Source organism: Candidatus Enterococcus ikei (assembly GCF_017316105.1).
In the GTDB taxonomy this organism is placed as follows: Bacteria; Bacillota; Bacilli; order Lactobacillales; family Enterococcaceae; genus Enterococcus_L; species Enterococcus_L ikei.
Genome location: NZ_JAFLWD010000062.1, coordinates 1 through 1214 on the forward strand (window position 1 = coordinate 1; position 1214 = coordinate 1214).

2 protein-coding genes are annotated in these 1214 nt (G+C 38.4%); both read left to right on the forward strand.

The window, feature by feature from the left end:
* Nucleotides 1-56: 56 nt before the first annotated feature.
* Entirely contained in the window at nucleotides 57-584 is a 528-nt protein-coding gene (locus JZO69_RS16380) for a helix-turn-helix domain-containing protein (protein WP_207113881.1), read from the forward strand.
* Between the two features lie 32 nt (nucleotides 585-616).
* Nucleotides 617-1214, forward strand: a 598-nt coding sequence (locus tag JZO69_RS16385; RefSeq protein WP_242586922.1) for an IS3 family transposase, incomplete at its 3' end; no start/stop codon positions are given.

The window sequence follows — 1214 nt, forward strand, 5'->3', positions numbered from 1 at the left end:
TGAGGTGACCCCCAAAAGTTGTACGTGAAAAATACAATTTTTGGAGGTTATTTTTTATGACTTATTATGAAGTAGAGTTCAAATTAAAGATCGTCAAAGAATATCTGGAAGGTCCTCTAGGTTGTCGAGCATTAGCTAAAAAATATGGTCTTTCATCGTATTCCTTAATTTATAGTTGGAAACACTCTTATCAACTATTTGGAAAGGAAGGGCTCGTCACACATCGTTCTCCTCAAAAATATACTAGTGAATTTAAGCGAGATGTATTACACTTTATAGAAACGACAGGGGCTTCTTTCGGAGAAGCAGCGAGACAATTCAAACTGCCATGCGGTCCAATGATTTCTCGATGGCAGAGGAAATACATTACTGACGGCCACACAGCCCTGTCTAATCGCAGAGGGAGACCTAAAAAAATGACGAAACCAACAAAAAAACAGCAGAAAAGAGCCTCACTTTCCCGTGAACAAGAATTAGAACGTGAAAATGAATTATTACGAATCGAGGTGGAGTATCTAAAAAAGCTACAGACTTTCCAACAGAATATTATGGCGAAGCGAAACGGCGAGTCCAAACCAGAATAGCCATCGACCTGATTGGAAAGTATCGTCAAGAGTTGGTCTTAGAAGCCATTCGCTTACCCCGATCCACCTTTAATTATTGGAAAAAAAAGATAGCAGTTGAAGAAACTACGTCTCCAATAGAAGAATGGATTCAGCGTATTTTTAAAGAAAATGATGGGAATTACGGATATCGTCGATTGAAGTTGGCGTTAGCCCATAAGGGCTATCAAGTGAACCATAAAAAAATTAGGCGAATCATGAAGAAATATCATTTAGTATGTACAAGCTTTACTCGTCGTTCAAGAAGATATCGCTCTTATAAAGGACAGGTCGGTCAGACAGCCAAAAATAGAGTGAATCGACGTTTTTTCAGTTGTGTTCCCAATCAAAAAATTTATACAGATATATCAGAATTCCACTATACAGAACGAAATCCGGAAGGAATACCTGTCAAAAGAAAAGCGTACCTAAGCCCGTTTCTAGATGGATTTAATGGAGAAATCATCGCCTATCATTTCCAACAAAAACCAACATTGGATTGTGTGTTGGGACCTTTAGAAAAAGTGATTGAAAAAAGCAAAGACAGGCATTATCGAATGACAATTCATTCCGATCAAGGCTGGCATTACCAACATCACCAGTATGTCAGCT

What these genes read in the sequence shown, in the direction of transcription:
- JZO69_RS16380 (WP_207113881.1), top strand. Translation starts at nt 57, where the DNA reads ATGACTTATTATGAAGTAGAGTTCAAATTAAAGATCGTCAAAGAATAT.